General features: G+C 39.7%; 13 protein-coding genes. 5 read left to right on the top strand and 8 right to left on the bottom strand.

Annotated elements, in window-relative coordinates:
- The first annotated feature begins 12 nt into the window (after window positions 1-12).
- Window positions 13-2,610, top strand: coding sequence for a U32 family peptidase (locus CRI9333_RS14270; protein WP_015203865.1), 2,598 nt, complete (start codon window positions 13-15; stop codon window positions 2,608-2,610).
- Window positions 2,611-2,979: 369 nt separating this feature from the next.
- Here CRI9333_RS14270 and CRI9333_RS14265 read toward each other — a convergent pair whose 3' ends face one another.
- From CRI9333_RS14265 to CRI9333_RS14250, 5 genes are all read right to left on the bottom strand, one after another.
- Window positions 2,980-6,048 carry a hypothetical protein gene (locus tag CRI9333_RS14265; protein WP_015203864.1) on the bottom strand — a complete coding sequence of 1,023 codons (3,069 nt, stop codon included), beginning with the start codon at window positions 6,046-6,048 and terminating at the stop codon, window positions 2,980-2,982.
- Window positions 6,049-6,290: 242 nt separating this feature from the next.
- Entirely contained in the window at window positions 6,291-9,341 is a 3,051-nt protein-coding gene (locus tag CRI9333_RS14260; RefSeq protein WP_015203863.1) for an ATP-binding protein, read from the bottom strand.
- 17 nt (window positions 9,342-9,358) lie between these two features.
- Window positions 9,359-9,484: a hypothetical protein gene (locus tag CRI9333_RS28145; RefSeq protein WP_269667383.1), complete on the bottom strand. Its 126-nt coding sequence runs from the start codon at window positions 9,482-9,484 to the stop codon at window positions 9,359-9,361.
- 78 nt (window positions 9,485-9,562) lie between these two features.
- Complete coding sequence (locus CRI9333_RS14255) at window positions 9,563-10,237, bottom strand: SOS response-associated peptidase (protein WP_015203862.1); 675 nt, start codon at window positions 10,235-10,237, stop codon at window positions 9,563-9,565.
- A gap of 160 nt (window positions 10,238-10,397) precedes the next feature.
- Window positions 10,398-11,189, bottom strand: a complete 792-nt coding sequence (locus tag CRI9333_RS14250; RefSeq protein ID WP_041226683.1) for a sulfite exporter TauE/SafE family protein — start codon at window positions 11,187-11,189, stop codon at window positions 10,398-10,400.
- Between the two features lie 89 nt (window positions 11,190-11,278).
- Between CRI9333_RS14250 and CRI9333_RS14245 the strand changes: the two genes are divergently transcribed.
- From CRI9333_RS14245 to CRI9333_RS14230, 4 genes are all read left to right on the top strand, one after another.
- Window positions 11,279-11,494 carry a DUF751 family protein gene (locus tag CRI9333_RS14245; protein WP_015203860.1) on the top strand — a complete coding sequence of 72 codons (216 nt, stop codon included), beginning with the start codon at window positions 11,279-11,281 and terminating at the stop codon, window positions 11,492-11,494.
- Between the two features lie 50 nt (window positions 11,495-11,544).
- Window positions 11,545-11,958, top strand: coding sequence for a 30S ribosome-binding factor RbfA (gene rbfA, locus CRI9333_RS14240; RefSeq protein WP_015203859.1), 414 nt, complete (start codon window positions 11,545-11,547; stop codon window positions 11,956-11,958).
- A 5-nt stretch (window positions 11,959-11,963) separates the two neighbouring features.
- Entirely contained in the window at window positions 11,964-13,577 is a 1,614-nt protein-coding gene (locus tag CRI9333_RS14235) for a glycoside hydrolase family 3 N-terminal domain-containing protein (protein WP_015203858.1), read from the top strand.
- Window positions 13,578-13,878: 301 nt separating this feature from the next.
- Window positions 13,879-14,121, top strand: a complete 243-nt coding sequence (locus CRI9333_RS14230; protein ID WP_015203857.1) for a DUF4327 family protein — start codon at window positions 13,879-13,881, stop codon at window positions 14,119-14,121.
- A 274-nt stretch (window positions 14,122-14,395) separates the two neighbouring features.
- Here the strand turns inward: CRI9333_RS14230 and CRI9333_RS25005 are convergent, their stop codons facing one another.
- The 3 genes from CRI9333_RS25005 to CRI9333_RS14215 form a co-directional block, all read right to left on the bottom strand.
- Window positions 14,396-15,994 (bottom strand): tetratricopeptide repeat-containing S1 family peptidase, encoded by a 1,599-nt coding sequence (locus CRI9333_RS25005; RefSeq protein ID WP_051035393.1) that lies wholly within the window; start codon window positions 15,992-15,994, stop codon window positions 14,396-14,398.
- Between the two features lie 153 nt (window positions 15,995-16,147).
- Window positions 16,148-17,524: a tRNA uridine-5-carboxymethylaminomethyl(34) synthesis GTPase MnmE gene (gene mnmE / locus CRI9333_RS14220; RefSeq protein ID WP_015203855.1), complete on the bottom strand. Its 1,377-nt coding sequence runs from the start codon at window positions 17,522-17,524 to the stop codon at window positions 16,148-16,150.
- A 156-nt stretch (window positions 17,525-17,680) separates the two neighbouring features.
- Window positions 17,681-18,118 carry a GNAT family N-acetyltransferase gene (locus CRI9333_RS14215; RefSeq protein ID WP_015203854.1) on the bottom strand — a complete coding sequence of 146 codons (438 nt, stop codon included), beginning with the start codon at window positions 18,116-18,118 and terminating at the stop codon, window positions 17,681-17,683.
- Window positions 18,119-18,124: the final 6 nt, after the last annotated feature.

Below are 18,124 nucleotides of genomic sequence, written 5' to 3'. Positions count from 1 at the left end.
TTACTCAAACCGATGAATACTGCTGCACCCCAAGCCCCTGAACAAACTCAACCCACGCTACAACGCCCAGAATTGCTCGCACCAGCAGGTAATTGGGAATGTGCTAAAGCGGCTGTGGAAAATGGGGCAGATGCTATCTATTTCGGTTTGGATAGGTTTAATGCGCGGATGCGGGCGGAAAATTTTACTGAGGCTGACTTACCCGAATTGATGGAATATTTGCATCGTCGGGGTGTAAAAGGTTATGTCACGCTTAATACATTAATATTCCCTCAAGAATTAAGAGAGGCGGAAAAGTATCTACGTACTATTATCTCAGCAGGTGTAGATGCGGTAATTGTGCAAGATATTGGAATTTGTCGTTTAATTCGCCATTTATCGCCAGATTTCCCAATTCATGCTTCTACTCAGATGACTATTACCAGTGCTGTTGGAGTGGAGTTTGCTAAATCATTGGGTTGTAATTTGGTTGTTTTGGCGCGTGAATGTTCTCTGAATCAAATTGATAGAATTCAATATCAAATTGCTAGAAGTGATGCTTCTTTACCACTAGAAGTTTTTGTTCATGGCGCTTTGTGTGTGGCTTATTCTGGTCAGTGTTTAACAAGTGAGGCGTTGGGTGGACGTTCTGCGAATCGTGGCGAATGCGCTCAAGCTTGTAGAATGACTTATGAGTTAATTGCTGATGGGAATGAGGTAGAACTTGGGGATAGAAAATATTTATTAAGTCCTCAAGATTTGGCAGGTTTAGAAGTTTTACCAGAGTTGGTTAAAACTGGGGTTAGTAGCTTAAAAATTGAAGGTCGCCTAAAAACTGCTGAGTATGTGGCTAATGTTACTCGCGTTTATCGGCAAGCTTTAGATCGCGCGATCGCCAGTTTATCACCTGAAGCACCCGCAGATAGCAGCTTACCAAAGGTTGATGAAACCAAACCGAACCAATATCAGGTAACAAACGAAGAACACTACAACCTGGAAATGGCATTTTCACGGGGAATATCTACAGGTTGGTTTAAAGGTATTAATAATCAAGAATTAGTTCACGCCCGTTTTGGTAAAAAACGGGGTGTGTATTTGGGAGAAGTTACCCGTATTCGTAATGAACAAATTACTGTGCAATTGCAAGCACCTGTGAAACCGGGAGATGGAGTTGTATTTGACTGCGGACACCCAGAAACAAAAGAGGAAGGTGGCCGCATTTATGCAGTGGAACATCGGGGAGAAGACGCAATTCTCAGTTTTGGACGGGGAAATTTAAACCTACGGCGAATTCATGTAGGAGATAAGATTTGGAAAACTTCTGATCCAGAATTAGATAAGCAATTGCGTCAGAGTTTTAATGGGGAAAATCCCCAATTTCAGCGTGGTATTGATATAGAGGTTTATGGAGAAGTTGGTCAGGGGTTAAGGGCAATTGCACGCGATGAACTTGGTCATGTTGTCCAGGTACAATCAGAAATGCCGCTAGTCGAAGCGCACAGCAAACCACTCACTACAGAACGTTTGCGATCGCAATTTAATCGTCTCGGTAATACTCCTTTTTATTTAAATTATTTCACTAATCACATTAGCGGTAATGTCATGTTACCCGTTAGTGAGTTGAATCGTTTGCGCCGAAATATAGTAGAAAATTTAGAAAAGTTGCGCTCTCAACCGAAACGTTGGCAACTTAATTCCAATGCTTCCTATAAAGATTTACTCCCCATATCTTCAGATTCTTCTATTTCCTCATCTCCTCATTTAATTGTGTTAGTTCGTAATCTCAAACAATTACAAGCTGCACTATCAGAGGGAATTGAAACGGTTTATTGTGAATTTGAAGATCCTAGAAATTATCGCGAAGCTGTACAAATAGTACGCCATTATAATTTAAACATAAAAACGCAAAAAAATCAAGATATAAAGACAACTATTTATGTTGCGCCACCCCGAATTACAAAACCAGGGGAAAACTATATTTTGCCGCAAGTACGTTCTTGTGATGCAGATGGTTATATTGTGCGGAATTACGACCAACTAAAGTTTTTTAGTGCAGATAAATGTATTGGGGATTTCTCTCTTAATATTGCTAATCCTCTAACAGCCGATTACTTTAAAAAGTTGGAATTAGAAAGAATTACAGCATCTTATGACCTAAATATTAATCAATTAGAAGATTTAGTTAAAAATTGTCCGCCTCAATGGTTTGAAGTCACAATTCATCAACATATGCCGATGTTTCACATGGAGCATTGTGTATTTTGTGCTTTTCTTTCTAATGGCACAGATTACACTAACTGCGGACGACCTTGTGACAAGCATGAGGTTAAGTTGCGTGACAGAGTTGGTACAGAACACATTTTGCAAGCAGACGCAGGTTGCCGCAACACAGTATTTAATGGTACTGCTCAAACTGGTGCTGAGTATGTGCAACGTTTAATTGCAATAGGTGTGTCTGATTTCCGCATTGAATTTGTCAATGAAACTCCTAATCAAGTGACGCAGATAATTCAGCGATACCGTCAATTATTGCAAGGGGAAATTACAGGTTCACAGCTTTGGCGAGACTTAAAATTGCAAAGTCAACTTGGGGTAACACGGGGTTCTTTAGAAAAGAATTCTTTGAGTTAAGTAGGTCAACCTAATTAAACGTATTACCCCACACCCAGCCCCTCCCCTTATTAAGCAGGGTTGTTTCATTTTCAGAGGCAAATTCTTAAAAAAAGAGCGATCGCTACCTGATAAAATCATAGCAGTCGCTAATTATTTCACAACAAAAGATGTTAATTAGTTTAATAAAATAGTTAAAAAAAATCAAAGATTTTTGCAAAAATAAAGTAAAAAGACATCCTCTGTGGTTAAGCTAACGCGCATTTAAATTGTACATTGTTAGGTGGCGATCGCAGGAAGTTTTGCACCGGGAACTACTCTAAATTCCAGAAATAAAAATAGGCTAACTTTTGTCAGCCTATTATAATTATTTAATTGTTAACTAAACTGTTAACCAAGTAAGTTAAAACCACCTACCGCGATCGCACCCGCAAGTGCAGCCGTAATTAAAGAAGTTGTCGCTGTACCAAATAACCACCAAGCAGCAGTTGCAGCAGCTTTCCGCGCTTCTTCACCTTGCTTTTTAGCTTGATGTTTGATTTCTTTGATGCGTTTTTTCGCTTTCTCTTGCAGTCTTTCTGCACGTTTCAGCACAGTATCACGCGCATCTTCAATTTGATTGACAATGCGGTTAGCATCCTCTTCAGAAATATCTTGACGAGAACTGAGAACTGCTACCAAACTATCACGATCAAATTGCGATAGCCGTTCTTTTAAAGCATCAAATCCTGCTTCTGGATCGTCAAACACTTTGCGGAAGTCGTGTTTAATTCCTTCATAATTCAGTTCTGGACGGTTCAAGGAGTTAAGGTAATCGCGGATTTTACCAAAAGTGCCATCCATTACTGATTGCATCGTGTCTTGAACTTTGTGGACTTGTTCTAATAAAGAATCACGCCCAGAAATGATTTGATCGGCGATGCGGTTAGCTTCTTCTTCTGAGATATCTTCCCGTTGCGATAATAATGCAACTAAGGTGTCGCGGTTAAAATGCGAGAGGCGATCGCCTATACTTTGCATCCCTGATTTTGGATCGTTAATCAGTAGTTGCAAATCGCGTTTAATACTATCAGGATTTAATTCATCCTTATTAGTATTCCGCAAATAACTTTCTAAATTCGCACCGAAATCTTTCACGGTTTCCTTAGTGCGACTAGCTAACCGTCGAGGTGCTTTCACTATGCTATTGATTGAATCTTGCACCTGATCGATAATTTGATTAACTTTCTCTTCGCTTAAGTCTTCTCGTTGAGAAAGTAACTTAACCAAAGTTTCCCGATCAACTTGCGAGAGTCGTTGTCTTAGTGCTGATGCACCTTGTTTCGGATCTTGCAGTAGAGTTGTTAAATCCTGTTTAATACCATCAGGATTTAATTCTTCTAAATTAGTATTCCCCAGATACTCAGAAATCTTACTAATTAATTGCTCGTACTGTTCCTTAGCTGTATCTGCTACTTTTTGCGGTGCATTCAGAATGTTATCCTGTACTGAACCAAATTGATCGATAAATTGATTAATTTGATCTTCATTCAAATCGCCACGCGCTGTCAGTAGTTGCATTAGTGTATCACGGTCAAAGTGAGATAACCGTTCTCGTAATGCTTGCAATCCTGCTTTGGGATCTTCTACTAAAGTTTGTAAATCTTGCTTGATTGCATCAGGATTTAATTCATCCTTGTTAGTATTCCGCAGATAATCTTCTACTTTGCTGAATACCTGTTCAACTTGGGATTTAGCATGATCTTGGAGTTCTTGCGCTTGGGATAAAATGCGATCGCGCGTACCTTCCAAATTCCCGACAATTTGATCTGCTTCCTCTTGACTGATATCCTGACGCTGTGACAAGATTTGCACCAAGCTATCACGGTCAAATTGCGAGAAGCGACTTTGCAACACATCCACACCCGCTTGTGGATCTTCTAGCAGTTTTGTTAAATCCCGTTCAATACCCTCTGGGTTTAATTCTTCTTTTCCAGTTGAATGCAGATAATCTTCTACACGACTGCGAAGATCTTGCGATTGTTCTTGAGATTCACTACTCTTGACGGTTTCCAAAACTTCTGTGCGGATCTCTTCAAGCTGATCGGCAATTTCCGCTACCCTTTCTTCTGAAAAATCACCCCGCTTATTTAAAAACTGTACAAAACTATCACGGTTAATTTGTTCTAATAGCGGACGAACAAACCCTGCTGATGCTTCAGCATCGTAGATCACATCCTTAAATTCCTGCTTGATCGTTTCTCGGTTTAAATGCCAAGGTTCAGTATTGAGGATATAGTTTTCTACATCTGTGGCGATCGCATTATTTAACCCAGGTAGCTTATCTCCAACTTGACTACCAAGTTTTTGTACTTGATCAGAAGCTTGTCCTGCAAGCTGTTGTAGTTGTCCTGATACTTGATTAACATCTAAATTTGATAGATTAAGTCGATTCAGCGTTGCACCTACAAGCGCGGTAGTACCAGCTTGCATGACTTTTTCCATCATTCCAGACTGACTACTTTCTCCTTGGTAGAGAGTTTCATCTAATTGCTTACCTTCGCTACCAGAAGTCAGTGCATCACGACTTTGATCGATGGTTTGCTGTGGTTGCTGCTTAACATTATTCCATGCAGCTTCTAACTGGTCTACAAGCCGATCTACATCTTGTTTAGAGAAATCTGTGCGACTGCTAACTAAATCTGTAAAAGTTTGACGGTTGATATTACCTGCGATCGCACTACTAGCTAAAGATTGTACCTGCTGATCATTCAGTAACTTATCAAAATTACTGCGAATTTCTGACAGATTTAATTGTGGCGCTTGCAGATTTTGCACATAACTATCTACTGTTTCCCGAATACTATCAGGATCTACAGCCGAACCTAATTCACGGCGTACTGCTGCAACAGATGCTTCTACAGTATTAACAATTTGTTTATTTACAGCACTACCACCCAACGCTGTAGCTGCTGTAGACATAACTCCTTGCATACCAGAAGTTGCAGTATTAACTACAGAACCAAATAGCGAACCAACTGCACTCGAACTCAGCCAGACAAGTAGCAAGAAGAAAACCGACCAAATAACTACACCAACAATTGCCCCTAAGCCTGGACTACCAATTAAACTTAATTTTACAGCAAAAAAAGCAGCCGTAAATAAAGCAATATTGATCGTAAATAAAGTCCAAACTCCGATCAGACCTTCAACCTTACGAATTGCCTTAGACCAGGCTACAGGTTGATCGTCATCGACATCAGTATCTATGACATCTCCATCCGAGGAAATACCAACAGCAATGGATAAATTTGTTAACAAAAATTGAAATGCGAATGCCATTAATACACCCGCAATTAACGCCACAAAAAATTGTGATGACGAAAATAAAGTGACCATATTTTCAGGAATGTTAACTTGTTTAGCTACAGGTGTACTTGCTACACCCAATAGCTGACTGTAAAAATTCAGCATGATCATATTTACCTCAACAAATTTTCAATTCACGCAACCACCCTATTGCGTGTATGAAGCGGATATTATGTTTTTTTCACTTTTGCTTCCATCTCTATGTTTAATCTCTAGCCGAAATACTAACTCTGTCTCTGGTGAGAAGTGATGGCAGAATTATGTTAATTTTTAATACAGTATCTATTCCCTGAAATAGATGAATCAATCTAGTTTTTTCAATATTTATACACCTAGTTCCGAGTCCCCAATTCCTACAAAGGTATAACAACAGTAAAAGTGCTACCTACCCCTATCTCGCTGCTTACATCAATTGAACCTTGATGTAACTCCACCAATTTTTTAACTATTGACAACCCAAGTCCTATACCAGAAATATTACTAACATTGCTGCCACGATAGAAACGCTCAAATACATGATTTTGCTCTGAAGCAGGAATACCAATCCCCTGATCTTTAACTTGAAAAACTGCTTTTTTATTTTCACAAGTAACTTTTAACTGGATTTCGCTGCCTTCAGGAGAATATTTAATCGCATTTACCAATAACTCGTTTAGAGACTTGCGTAAAATATTGACATCCATTACTGCACTTTGACAATTGCCTTCACCTAAAAAAGTAATTTTATGGTTATCCGTATTCGATTGAATTTCTGCAATTAATTCCTGAATAAGTTTTTCTAACTCAATTAGGGAAGGATTAAATTTTATTTTTTGAGATTCTGCCTGATTAATAGTAAGACATTCATCTAAAAGCTTAGTTATTTGTTTAGCAGAATTAGTAACTTGATTAAACAAAGTCGATTTTTTCTCATCCGACAACCTATGACTATAATGTTCAATTAATTCGGTAGAAGATAAAATTATTGATAGCGGGGTGCGGAACTCATGGGACATCCTGGTAATTAAACTAGATTTGAGTTCAGTGAGTTCCTGTTGTTGTTGCAAGGATTTATTAATATCGGCTTCTGCTTGTTTGCGATCGCTAATATTTCTAAAATAAGAAGACATCCCCTCGGAAGACGGGTAAAAGTGACATTCCAGCCACATATTGTAGGTAGGTGAAAAAGCTTCAAAATGAGTCACAACGTTTTCTGATACGGTTTTTTGAGCTTGTATATAAAACTCCTCACCGAGACTTCCTGTATAGTTAAATGCCGACCAAATATTTTTACCTAGTAATTCTTCGCGCGATCGCAGTAAAATTTTCTCAGCTTGTAAATTTAAATAAGTTACCCGCCACTCTTTATCTAAAGCAAAAAAGCCATCAGTAATACTTTCCAAAGTATTAGTAATTCGTTCTTGCGCCGCTTCCGCTTCAGCCCTTGCAGCTTGTTCTTGCAATAGCAAGCGAGTACGTTCAATTTCTGCTTGCTTACGTTCAGTAAAATCCCGCAAAATAACTACATATTCATCAGTATCACGATGTACACCATCGGAAAAAGTCATTTCAACAGCACGTAAAACTTGAGCGTGTTGTAATGTATGCTCACTAATACGTGACCACTTTTCCATATCTTCCGGCAAACTTGGTAGTAACTTATCAAGGTGAAGTCCTACCAGATGTGGCAACTTAATATCAAATAGTGATGTAGCAGCAGGATTGGCTTGACGAATTATCCCTTTTCCATTTAATACCAGAATAGTATCTGGCATAGTTTCCATTGCTGTAATAAAGCGTTGTTCAGTTTGTTCCTGCAACTGGGCAATAGCAGCAACTTGAGGTAAACTTGTCCAACAAGCGATCGCTACTCCCACAAAAGCAACTGTCATCAGCACAACCACCAACAAATTAGCTTGTACAGTGCCAGGAACCCCTTCTAACTTGCCTCTAATTATCCAAGTAATCAGTGTAGTGCCACAAAGTAATAACAACAGGATACTTACCTGTACCAAAACCAAATCTTGGTGCTTGACTGTAGAAGTGGGATAGTAGCGTTCAATCCACCAAATAGGGTGTATTTTTTTTAACTTAACTCGGCGTAGCAGTGCATCCACACCCAAAATTGCAATTGGCGCAAATAAACCAATTAAAAGATATTTTCCACCCCAAGCTAACCCCCCAACAATTAATGCTACTGACTCGCAAATCGCGAAAAACAACGATAACCAAGCCCATCTTACCTCTGGTCTACCGCGATTTAGCCACAGTCCCCAATGCAAGCCAATAAAGCTAGAAAGCCACCCCACACTTGTCGCTGCCACAATTTGGGAGAGATTTCCCCAAATTAGTAATAACAAACTGACTATTAGCGTGAAAACCAAGCCAGGGGCTAAAATACCTTGTCGAGAAGTAATTGCAAATACAGGCGAAATATGTCCATCAAGTGCAAGTTGATATAAAACACGGGGGCTATTAGCAACTGCGGTTGCACAAGTAAGCAAGCAACCACTAACAATCAGGAAGGTTACTAAAAATGCTGCGCTACCATCCCAAAATGGTTGGGCTGCCGCTACTAAATTTAAAAAAGTGTCATTGCCTAATTCTGGTGCGGTTGCCAAACGCATGACTAGCCAAGAACCACCCAAATATACAATGGGAATTAAGCAAGCCGTAAATACTAAAGATTGCAAAGTGTTGCGAGGTTTTTTGCTATCAGCAACAAAAGAAGAAGCCGTTTCACAACTATAAACAGCATAGGTGGCAAATAAAAACCACTTTGCCCAAGCTACAAAGTTAAAATTAGACCAACTTTTAGGTAAAAACCCAGGACTATCGCTAGAAAATACCAACCAAAAATTTCCTTGCAGGCAAAAAGCCAGTATTAAGCCGACTGCTGGGACAACAAAAAATAAATGTAAAATTCCTAAAGCGCGTGTACCACTAAATGCCACCACAAAAGCAATTATGGTGAATCCAACTCTTAAAAGTATAGGAGAATACACCAAGTTAAAATGAGCCAAATTATCATTAACTAAATCAGCAAGGATAATTGCATTAATGGGCAAAACTGCTACCCAACTGATGTAATATCCAATAGCTGCATATTTACCCAAGCTAGGATAGTTTTTTAATAGCCTAGTCGTATAATTAGGCGTTCCCCCGGAAATTTCCTGCCAAAAACTACCGAAATGTTTTACCTGTAAGTTCAGCAGTATACCAACAATCACTCCAGGCAACCAAACAAAAATAGCTTGTGAGCCAAGTTCCTTATTCATAGCAGGCGCAGCAGCAATCCACAACAGCAGCCCTGTAACGCTAAATCCCCAAGTTTCAAATGAACTTAAGATACGTGGAAGTTGTAGGGCTGAATGCTGCTGCTCGTTATTTCCCTTTTTGTAGATAATATTTGCCGCTTTTAGCATTGATAATTAGTTGAGATTTAGATAAGGTTATGAACTAAAGTTGCTACCCTGATCAATACTGCAAAATTAGCTTCTAGCTTAATCACTAAAAGTAAAACGGATTTATATGTAGATGCGATCGCATTGCTTGATTCTATGCTCATCTGCGAACCCCCAAATCCGACTATACAACTAAAGAGCGATCGCGGCTGTGTAAATAATCGTAAAAATCTAATAAATTGTTACTCTGCAACTAATTCTTGAATACATTCAGGGCTATCATTCATTGGTTTATTAACTCGCGTACTAACTGGGTATGCTGTCATTTCCTCTGCCGAATAAGGAAGCAATAAAGGTTGTAACAAATCTGACTTTTGCACACTGGGATCTAACCACAAATCATAATCTTTTGACGACAGAATTACAGGCATCCGCCCATGAATAGGCTGCATAATTTGATTAGCTTCAGTTGTTAAAATAGTGCAAGACTCAATAACTTCCCGCTCACTTTCCCAATGTTCCCACAACCCAGCAAAAGCAAAAGGCTGTTCATCTTGCAACTTAAAATAAAACGGCTGTTTTTTTCCATCTTGCTGCTGCCACTCATAAAAACCATCAGCAATTATTAAACAACGCCTTTTTTTAAAAGCTGTCCTAAAAGATGGTTTTTCAGTTAAAGTTTCCGCCCTAGCATTAATTAGCTTCGCCCCCATCTTCACATCTTTTGCCCAACGGGGAATCAAACCCCAATGCAACATCTGCAACTGTCTTTCTGTATCATCTGGCTTAATTAATATTGTTGCGATCGCTTGACTAGGCGCAATATTATAACGAGGGTTAAAAGGCGGAATATTCCCCAAATCAAAAACTTGAGCAATTATCTCTGCTGATTGAGTAAGAGTAAATCTGCCACACATAATTAATTAAAAGTAATAAATGAGGACTAATATTATTTTATAGCAACTGACACGATCAAATCTTGATGAACATCGGCAATAAAAAAATGGCTCTTCCTTTGCGCTCTTTGCGTTTCCTTTGCGCCCTTGGCGTTAAAAAAAATCTCTTTCTCCCAACAAGTCAATTATAAAAACTTCTCCACGCCTGCCAAAACATATAAATAGATAAAACCCCCAAAAACGTCTTAAAAACCAAACTTACAACATGATCCGGTAACTTAGGTAAATAACGAGTACCCAACTGAGCGCCTAATAAACCCCCAGCACCCAAAACTATACCCTCAAGTAATAACACATTACCCATTAAAGCGTGTCCCACACAAGCAGAAATTGCAGTAATTATAATCACACCAAGACTTGTTTGGATTGCTACTTTAATCGGTTCTGCTAGTAGTAACATTTGTAGTGGAACCATAATCACACCACCACCAACACCAAAAAATCCTGCAAGTAATCCAGCCGCGCCACCTGTACCAATTCTGGATACCACAGGATTAAATTCTTGATGATTACCGCTTTCTTCCTTAGCTATTATCCGTTTACGCAGTTCTACTAAATAAACGTTCAGCAGCAGCAACAAACCAAACGTACTTAGCAGTAAATAAGATGCTACTCTACTGGCTAAATAAGCACCGATTTGAGCAGTGAAAATTGCTGGAATTCCCAGATAGATCACTTTCTGTGCATCAATGTAACCCATTCGCCAATTTTGTACAGTCCCAGAAGTCGCTGTAATCAAAATCGCTAGACTACTGGTAGCGACAGCTTTAACAGGTGAATAGCCAAGGGTAACTAATAAAGGAACTAAAACAGTCCCGCCGCCGATTCCTAAAATTCCCGCAAGAATTCCCGAAAAAAGCCCGCCAGCAGTTAATATCCAAAATTTTGCTGTAATTACTGACTCAATAATCATGCTTACAAGTAAAGGGGGATAATTAAGAGATGTCAAAATAGCCATGAGTAACTGATAATTGATAATTGATAATTGATAATTGATTATTTATGTTTGCAACTTTTGATGGATTTTGGGAAAACATCTCTCGTTATCCCCGCTTTTTTATAACGATGCTGCTGGGTGTATTCTTTTTCACCTTCGGATGGTTGAAACCTCTATTAGAGCGCCCAGTAACAGCGATCGCACTGATTATTTTCTTAGTCGCTGGGCTGACTTTTTTATCTTTTACCCTCCGTGCCATGCTGGGTTTAGCTCCAATTTAGTAGGATATGTAGAAGTATCGCCCATACTCCACCTAAAAGGAGGCTGAATTATGGCTACAGATCGTCGCGTATCTCGCGTTGCCGAACAAATTAAGCGCGAAATCGGGCAAATGCTGATCCAAGATATCAAAGACGATCGCGTGGGCGCAGGAATGGTCAGCGTCACAGATGTAGACGTATCAGGCGACCTGCAACACGCTAAAATCTTTGTCAGCATCTATGGAACAGATGAAGCCAAGGCGGAAACGATGGCTGGCTTAAAGGCTGCAACTGGATATGTCCGCCGTGAACTCGGTCATCGAGTGCGCTTGCGTCGGACACCAGAGGTAATCTTTCTAGAAGATCGTTCTATAGAACGAGGTAATCGCGTATTATCGCTGATCAACAAAATTAGTCAAGAACACCCTGATCAGGATCGCGCTCAGAGTATAGACGATGATGTTGTTTCAGCAGAGGAAGAATAAACGTTTTGATATCAGTAAATAGACCAACACTATCCCTATCTGAAGTAGATACGCTTTCTCTGGAAGAGCAGGTAGCCCAAATGGTCGTAGTACGAGCATCTGGCTACCTATTCGACCACCAAATTCAGTATCCAGAATGGGAACCACCAGCAGCCGCGCTACAACACTGGGTAGAAAACCTGGGTGTGGGTGGTGTGATTTTGATGGGCGGTAGTGCTGGGGAATTAACGTTGCGATCGCAACAACTCCAAAGTTGGGCGAAAATTCCCTTAGTAATTGCTGCCGATATCGAAGAAGGTGTTGGTCAAAGGTTTACTGGTGCAACTTGGTTCCCGCCACCAATGGCGCTAAGTGCTATTGCTCGCAAAAATCCCGAAACAGCCCAAAAATATGCCGCGCAGATGGGAGAAATCACGGCTGCGGAAGCATTAGCAATTGGGATTAACTGGGTATTGGCTCCTATAGTTGATGTCAATAATAATCCTGTTAACCCAGTTATCAACGTTCGCGCTTTTGGTGAAAATCCATCGGAAGTTACTCAGTTAGCAACTGCTTTTATTCAAGGCGCTCAAAAATACCCAGTTTTAACCACAGCAAAGCATTTTCCAGGTCACGGCGATACTGCTGTTGATTCCCATTTACATTTACCTGTATTACCGCACTCACCAGAAAGATTAGCAGAAATTGAACTACCATCATTTAAAGCTGCGATCGCATCTGGTGTAGATGCAGTAATGAGCGCACACTTATTAATTCCAGCTTGGGATGCAGACAAACCAGCCACCCTATCCAAGCGGATTTTAACTCAAGAACTCCGCCAAAATTTAGGATTTGAAGGTTTAATCGTCACTGATGCCCTAGTTATGGGCGCAATTGCTAATACTTATGGTGCAAATGAAGCCCCTGTGATGGCAGTCGAAGCTGGCGCTGATATTATCTTAATGCCACTCGATCCACCAGGCGCAATCAAGGCAGTATGTGAAGCAGTTGCATCTGGAAGAATTTCTGCTGAAAGAATTCGTGCTTCTGTCGAACGTATTTGGAAAGCCAAGCAAAAGTTATTCCCTGCGTCTATTGCTGTTAGTGAAGGGGCAGAGGAGTTTTTAACAAATGTCTACCAACTTGCTCAACCAACAGCTTTAAGCATTGCCGACACTATTTTAAAAGAGTCTCAAATTATTAGTGGCGCAGTACCTTTACAAGCATTAGCAAATCAAGCAACTAGCAAACGCAACTTGATTGTTGTTGATGATATTTTGTCTACTGATTATTTAGGCAAACAAGCACCTGCGATCGCACTTCCGCTACAACTTGGATATCAACTACAACTGCTTGATTCTCACACTCCCTTAGCAGAGTCATCTGATACTCCCACCTTATTACAACTATTTATTCGTGGGAATCCCTTCCGAGGTAGTGCTGGGATGACGCGCATCGCAGAAGAAGTGCTGCAAAAACTTTTAGCTACAAATCAACTACAAGCTTTGTTAATTTATGGTAGCCCCTACGCCTACCAGCAGTTGTTGCCCAAACTTTCTGGCGATACTCCCTGCATTTTTTCCTATGGACAGATGCCAGCCGCTCAAGCAATTGTTTTAAAAACCTTATTTAATTCATAAAACTTTGCAATTAAAGGATTGTTACTTTAGTACTTTTTTCTTTTCTTAACTTTACGTTTACCTAGCAATTATTTGCCCATAAACTTTGAAAAATCTGCTTTTTGAGTATTGCAAGGGCTGATCCCCGTTGTCATCGTCAATAAGGCAGATTTACTTATATATCAACGTTTCCTGACTTTTGGAATTGTTATTTAAGATAGTGATCAGTTTGTAACTTTGTATACTGAAGTAAATTTATTTTCCAGCTACCGATTATTGGTTTAAGATAAATCGTAACGGCTAAGTTAATCTGGGAAAAAATATGAGTATTAACACAATCCAAGCTACTAATTCTCTTCGATATTCCATAGAAGTAATTAAAGACGAGGCACGCCAACTGGTAGACAAAGGTGTTATCAGTCGCCAACAACCGATTTATGTCCTCTGTCAGTACATCCCAGCCCGTGAGTGGGTTTGTGTAGAATGTGAACTAGAACGCTGTAACTTCTTGCTACGCGATCGCGTCGGCGATTTGATGGGGCATGAAGAATGGGAAAATGACTAATGGTACGTCGCCTCAAGTAGAGGTTGAGTAAGTAAAATAAATAACTTTTGTGAGAGATAATAAATCCTAATAGAAACCTGTTAGGTAGCTTGTATTATAAACAACCACCTTCTAAGCTTTTAACTTTTTGTTTACTGTATAGGCTGTTAATACACTTTAGGGCTTACGCAAAACATCACGCGGGCAAGATGCCTGGACTAAATTTGTGGTTGTTTAGATGTAAAGACGTAAAATAATGTAGAGACGTGAAATTTCGCGTCTCTACTGATTAATATCAATTGTTGTAATTATCTACTTTTACGTGAGGTGTTTGCCCCTCAGCAGCAACATTATCTTGATTACGTTGTAACGCTGCTAATACTGCACTTTTACTATTTAATGCTTGTTGATAATTGGGCTTCAAACTAATCGCTTTATTATAAGCAGCTAGGGCATCTTTAGGCTTATTTAAACTAAATAAAGCATTGCCGCGACCATACCAAGCTTGAGCGTAATTTGGTTGTAACTTAATTGCTTGATCATAAGCTGCGATCGCTTCCGCATTCTGTTGTAAATGATCTAACGCTAACCCTTTATTTGCCCAAGCTTCGGCATTATTCGGTTCAAATTCAATTGCTTTTTCAAAGGATAACAAAGCTTGATCGTATTGTTGTACCTGATTTAGTACATATCCCCGATTATTCCAAGCATCAGAGTATTCTGGCTGAATTTTAATTGCTACTTCACAAGATGCGATCGCATCTTGGTATTTTTGCAACTTCGCTAAAGCATAACAGCGTCCAGTCCACACTTCAGGGGCATTTGGTTGTAGTTTAATCGCTTTATCAAAAGATGCGATCGCTTCCTCATACTTCTGTATATGATCTAATGCTAAACCTCGATTTGACAAAGCTACCGTTGAATCTGGCTTAAATTGCAACGCTCGATCATAATTACTAACAGCTTCTTGGTAGCGTTTTAACTCCAGTAACAACGATCCTTTATACAACCAAGCTAAAACATATTTAGGCTCAATCTTCAGAGCTTGATCATATCCTTTCAGAGCCGCTTCATACTGCTGAGAGATATAAAAATCATTGCCAATTTTCAACCATTCGGCGGCGCTTTTCGGCGCAGTTGAATTAGCCACAGCCTCAGTAGGAATTATCGGCGCATTTGCCATATAAATATTAATTGGAATTCCCCAATTAACAACCTCAACCGCAGAATTACTACCTTGATTAGAATTTGCTGTAGATAACTGTTGTGGTGGTACAGCGCCTTTTAATTCAGCCAAGCGAGCAATTTCTCTAATATTACGACCATTAACGGCAATTACCTCACCAGCTTGATTAAGTACAGGTGCGCCTACCATCCCTTTATTTGCCGGAGTTTTGTAGGAAATACCATAACCATCTGGTAAATTCTCAATTGCTGTAACCGCCCCTGATAAAGACTGCGACGCAAGCTGGTTACTATCTGCTGATTGAGAAAAACCTAAAATTTTGATACTATCTCCCAGTTTTACCTGCTCAAAATTACCTAAACGAAAAGCTTGATAAGGGCAATTTGATTCACCAGGTTTAAAGGTTACTACTGCTAAATCTTGATTAGGGAAGCGTTGAATATTAGCAGGTTCCCAAAGTTTATTGTCAGAAGTTTGTAACTTCAACTTACCACTCGCAGGCAAAGCATGACGCGCTGTGAGAACACTACAAACTTGATCCGGCGCTGGTACAAAAAATCCGGTAGCATTTCCTTTGTCTCCATAGGAAATTTTCACTACTTCGCCATCAACTGATTTACCTAGCTGAAAATTTAACAATTCGCTCCTACAACTGTTCAGTGATACAGCCAGCAAGCTAGAAGCAACAAACCAGCGCCAAAACTTCATCCTGCACCGCTATAACTAAAAGTAGGTGAGCTATGCCAAGCTACATGAGAATGGCTATGGATTACAAGTCACTGTCGTAGGATTGACATTTATTTATATTTATGATATATCAACACTTAATTTGTCACTGGTCACTGGTCACTGATTAATTGTTCACTTCCCAATACAAAATCGACTAAAAATTTTATCTAATACAGATTCCGTCACTTCTTCACCTGTAATTTCTCCTAAAGCTTGAATTGCACCCCGTAGATCAATTGTCCAAAAGTCGAGGGGTAATTGATTAGCAATTGTTGCTTGTACTTGCTCTAAAGAAATTTTAGTCCGCGTTAATGCCGCCGCTTGCCTTTGGTTAATCGCAATATCTAAATTAGCTGCTTGCAGATTACCACTTTGTACAGCACCAATAATCGCATTTTCTAAAGTATCAATACCTTGATTATGGGCAGCAGCCGTATGTACAATTTGCTGAATTTGAGTTGGTAAAGATAATTGACTAATATCTTGCACCAAGTCAATTTTATTAATTACTAAGATTACAGGGCGTTGCTGTACTTGCTCATAAATCTGTTGATCGCCACTTGTCCAACCAGCTTGGGCATCTATCGTAAGTATGACTAAATCTGCTGCTTGGGCAGTTAAACGCGATCGCTCTACTCCGATTTTTTCCACTACATCCACAGTATCTCGAATCCCAGCAGTATCCAAAACTTGCACAGGGATACCTTTAACTACTAACTGAGATTCCACCACATCGCGGGTAGTACCAGGAAGATCAGTTACAATTGCGCGATCGCTACGACTCCAAGCATTTAATAAACTTGATTTTCCCACATTCGGACGACCAACTATCGCCACTTTTAAACCACTGCGTAGCAATTCCCCTTGATCTGCTGTTGCTAAAATTAAACTTACCTCTGCCAAAATATGTTCAATTTGGGCTGTAATTGCTGGCTCATCTAAAGGCGGTAAATCTTCCTCAAAATCAATTCTGGCTTCAATTTCTGCCAAAATATCTAAAGCTTCCATCCTTAAGCGCCGAATTGGTTGAGCTAATTTACCCTGCAAACCTGCAAGCGCCGCTTGGGATGCTGCTGGACTTTGCGCCCCTACCAAATCAGCAATACTTTCTGCTTGAGTTAAATCTAAACGTCCATTGAGAAACGCCCGCAGCGTAAATTCTCCTGGTGTTGCTAATCTTGCACCTTGTTCTAAGCATAATTGCAACACCTGCTGCACAGGCATAATTCCACCGTGACAATGGAACTCTACAACATCCTCGCGGGTATATGAGCGAGGCGATTGCATAATTAATAACAAAGCTTCATCCACCAACTGCCTTGTCTGTGGATGACGTACATTTCCATAAAGAATGCGGTGGCTTTCCCAGGGTTGATTTCCAGGCGCATGAAAGATAGCATGAGCGATCGCGATCGCTTCTGCGCCAGATACCCGCACAATTCCCACACTACCTTGTTGCGGTACAACAGCCGTTGCGATCGCCGCTATAGTTTCACCTTGCACAAACATTTTATACAATTAACAATTAACAATTAACATCTAATGCACTGTAATCGTTGAAATTGTGGTAAGTAACTGTTGGTGTTGATGGCAATATGCCAAGATTGGAGTTTTTTACCAATTGTCAAACAACAAAAGTCTCTATTAATCACAAAATCTTTCTGGTTATTCAATCATTTTTATCATCTTTACATGAGGAATACCAGCTTCCTCAAATATTTCTCCCACTTGTTCAAAGCCCAACTTTTCATGCAAACCTTTTACATATTCCTGGGCATGAATCAATACTTTTATAAACCCTTTTTGAGTTAAAAAATCTAAAGCACTTGCCATTATTTTCTTAGCGATTCCTTGCCCTCTAACCTCAGACAAAACCGCAAGTCTTTCTATTTTTGCTGTTTTATTGTCCAGATATTTAATTCTAGCAGTTCCGACGGGTTGATCATCTAAATAAGCCAATATATGCTCATGCTTTTCATCTTCGCCATCAAAATCTAATGTTGAATCAATGCCTTGTTCTAATTGAAAAACTGCTTTTCTGATTTTTTTAATCGCCGGAAACTCTAACGGCAGTTCAGCTATTTTAATAATTAATTCGCTCATTTTAAA

It is taken from the genome of Crinalium epipsammum PCC 9333 (genome assembly GCF_000317495.1).
GTDB classification, from domain to species: domain Bacteria; phylum Cyanobacteriota; class Cyanobacteriia; order Cyanobacteriales; family PCC-9333; genus Crinalium; species Crinalium epipsammum.
The sequence above is the reverse complement of the archived record's forward strand: the minus strand, read 5'-3'. Positions and strand labels throughout refer to the sequence as shown.

Excerpts from the sequence above, each read along its gene's own strand:
- CRI9333_RS14270 (WP_015203865.1), top strand. The coding sequence starts at position 13 with ATGAATACTGCTGCACCCCAAGCCCCTGAACAAACTCAACCCACGCTA.
- CRI9333_RS14265 (WP_015203864.1), bottom strand. The coding sequence starts at position 6,048 with ATGATCATGCTGAATTTTTACAGTCAGCTATTGGGTGTAGCAAGTACA.
- CRI9333_RS14260 (WP_015203863.1), bottom strand. The coding sequence starts at position 9,341 with ATGCTAAAAGCGGCAAATATTATCTACAAAAAGGGAAATAACGAGCAG.
- CRI9333_RS28145 (WP_269667383.1), bottom strand. The coding sequence starts at position 9,484 with ATGAGCATAGAATCAAGCAATGCGATCGCATCTACATATAAATCCGTT.
- CRI9333_RS14255 (WP_015203862.1), bottom strand. The coding sequence starts at position 10,237 with ATGTGTGGCAGATTTACTCTTACTCAATCAGCAGAGATAATTGCTCAA.
- CRI9333_RS14250 (WP_041226683.1), bottom strand. The coding sequence starts at position 11,189 with ATGATTATTGAGTCAGTAATTACAGCAAAATTTTGGATATTAACTGCT.
- CRI9333_RS14245 (WP_015203860.1), top strand. The coding sequence starts at position 11,279 with ATGTTTGCAACTTTTGATGGATTTTGGGAAAACATCTCTCGTTATCCC.
- rbfA (WP_015203859.1), top strand. The coding sequence starts at position 11,545 with ATGGCTACAGATCGTCGCGTATCTCGCGTTGCCGAACAAATTAAGCGC.
- CRI9333_RS14230 (WP_015203857.1), top strand. The coding sequence starts at position 13,879 with ATGAGTATTAACACAATCCAAGCTACTAATTCTCTTCGATATTCCATA.
- CRI9333_RS25005 (WP_051035393.1), bottom strand. The coding sequence starts at position 15,994 with ATGAAGTTTTGGCGCTGGTTTGTTGCTTCTAGCTTGCTGGCTGTATCA.
- mnmE (WP_015203855.1), bottom strand. The coding sequence starts at position 17,524 with ATGTTTGTGCAAGGTGAAACTATAGCGGCGATCGCAACGGCTGTTGTA.
- CRI9333_RS14215 (WP_015203854.1), bottom strand. The coding sequence starts at position 18,118 with ATGAGCGAATTAATTATTAAAATAGCTGAACTGCCGTTAGAGTTTCCG.